This is a genomic window from Chamaesiphon sp. OTE_75_metabat_556 (assembly GCF_031378165.1).
In the GTDB taxonomy this organism is placed as follows: Bacteria; Cyanobacteriota; Cyanobacteriia; order Cyanobacteriales; family Chamaesiphonaceae; genus Chamaesiphon.
In genome coordinates, this window is record NZ_JANNDR010000257.1 from 1 (window position 1) to 1,636 (window position 1,636).

Annotated in this window: 2 protein-coding genes; both read left to right on the forward strand. The window is 49.6% G+C overall.

The window, feature by feature from the left end; genetic code table 11:
* The first annotated feature begins 285 nt into the window (after window positions 1–285).
* Window positions 286–1,344, forward strand: coding sequence for a thiamine phosphate synthase (locus RMO27_RS10445; protein WP_309732090.1), 1,059 nt, complete (start codon window positions 286–288; stop codon window positions 1,342–1,344).
* A gap of 23 nt (window positions 1,345–1,367) precedes the next feature.
* The gene (gene thiS / locus RMO27_RS10450) at window positions 1,368–1,580 is read left to right on the forward strand and encodes a sulfur carrier protein ThiS (protein ID WP_309732092.1); all 213 of its coding nucleotides are present in this window, start codon (window positions 1,368–1,370) and stop codon (window positions 1,578–1,580) included.
* The last annotated feature ends 56 nt before the right edge of the window (window positions 1,581–1,636 follow it).

Sequence of the window (1,636 nt, forward strand, 5' to 3'; positions counted from 1 at the left end):
ACTGGGTGTCGATGGGACGCCAACATTTATCATGAATGGAGAAGTGGTCACTGGCGCTGCTTCGATCGCCGATTTGGAGAAAGCATTCGCACAAGTGAGTAAAAAATAATATCTGTTAGCAGTTCGATCTAGATGAATAAGTAGGGGCTGTGATGGATACACAGCCCCTACTTATTCATCTATTGCGGCGCAACTCGAATAGAATAGAATGGCGATCGATTCTCGATGCTGTGGTGCGGTCGATTACCGCCTACTCCCAACTTTCAACTTTTCCCTCCCACACTTATGAGCAATCTTCATTCCGCTTCGATCCAACCTGCCGTCTGGCGGATTTTGGATGCAAATTTCGATCGAGCGCGGGAAGGATTGCGCATCATTGAAGAATGGTGTCGATTTGCCCTCAATCATCAGGCTATGGCCAATGAGTGCAAGCAGATGCGCCAAGAATTGGGGATGTGGCATACGCCCGAAATCCGCTCGGCGCGGGATACAATTAGGGATGTCGGGACAACACTGAGTCATCCCCGTGAGGAACAACGGACGGGGATCGAACAACTCCTCCAAGCCAATCTCTGTCGGGTGCAAGAAGCTCTACGCGTCCTCGAAGAATATGGCAAACTGTCTTCGCCTGCGATGAGCAGCGGCTGCAAGCAAATGCGCTATCGCGTCTACGCCCTCGAAAGCAATTTACTGACCTACCGTCGCCGTCAACAGCTTACTAGCAGTCGCTTATATTTAGTCACTACTCCCATGCCAGATTTGCTGCCTCGTGTCGAGGCCGCTTTGCAGGGAGGTTTGACCTTGGTGCAGTATCGCGATAAACAAAGCAACGATGTCGATCGATTGGCGATCGCTCAAGCAATGTGTCAACTCTGTCATAATTATGGTGCGTTGTTTATCGTTAACGATCGAGTGGATCTCGCTCTAGCAGTGGATGCCGATGGGGTACATTTGGGTCAGCAAGACGTGTCGATCTCGATCGCCAGACAAATCCTCGGTTCGCAAAAGATCGTCGGTAAATCGACCACGAACCCCCTGGAAATGGAGCAAGCAATTAAAGAAGGTGCCGACTATATCGGTGTCGGGCCTGTCTATGAGACTCCCACGAAAGCAGGTAAGGCGGCGGCGGGACTAGAATACGTTCAACATGCCGCCAAACATGCCACTGTGCCTTGGTTTGCGATCGGTGGGATCGACAATACAAATATGGATGATGTCCTCCAAGCTGGTGCGCCAGGATTGGCAATGGTGCGGGCGATTATGAATGCTGATAATCCCACTCATGCGGTGCAGTTTTGTCTGGCGATGTTAAATCGAGTCTCACAGGCAGGGGTTAGGCTTTAGGAATTAGGTTTGAGGATATTGCAATGATTCAGGCGATCGAATTACAAGTCAATGGCGAAGTTCATACCTGCTTGCCCCAGACGACTTTACCTCAGTTATTAGTACAGATGGGCTTGAATCCCCGACTATTGGCGGTAGAATATAATGGCGAAATCTTGCATCGGCAATTTTGGAATGAAACCGAGATTAAACCCCACGATCGATTGGAAATTGTGACGATCGTCGGTGGCGGTTAGGAGCGATATTTAGCTCGTTAAATTGAGCGATTTCGATCGATCGACATGAAACTGAC

Excerpts from the sequence above, each read along its gene's own strand:
- RMO27_RS10445 (WP_309732090.1), top strand. The coding sequence starts at position 286 with ATGAGCAATCTTCATTCCGCTTCGATCCAACCTGCCGTCTGGCGGATT.
- thiS (WP_309732092.1), top strand. The coding sequence starts at position 1,368 with ATGATTCAGGCGATCGAATTACAAGTCAATGGCGAAGTTCATACCTGC.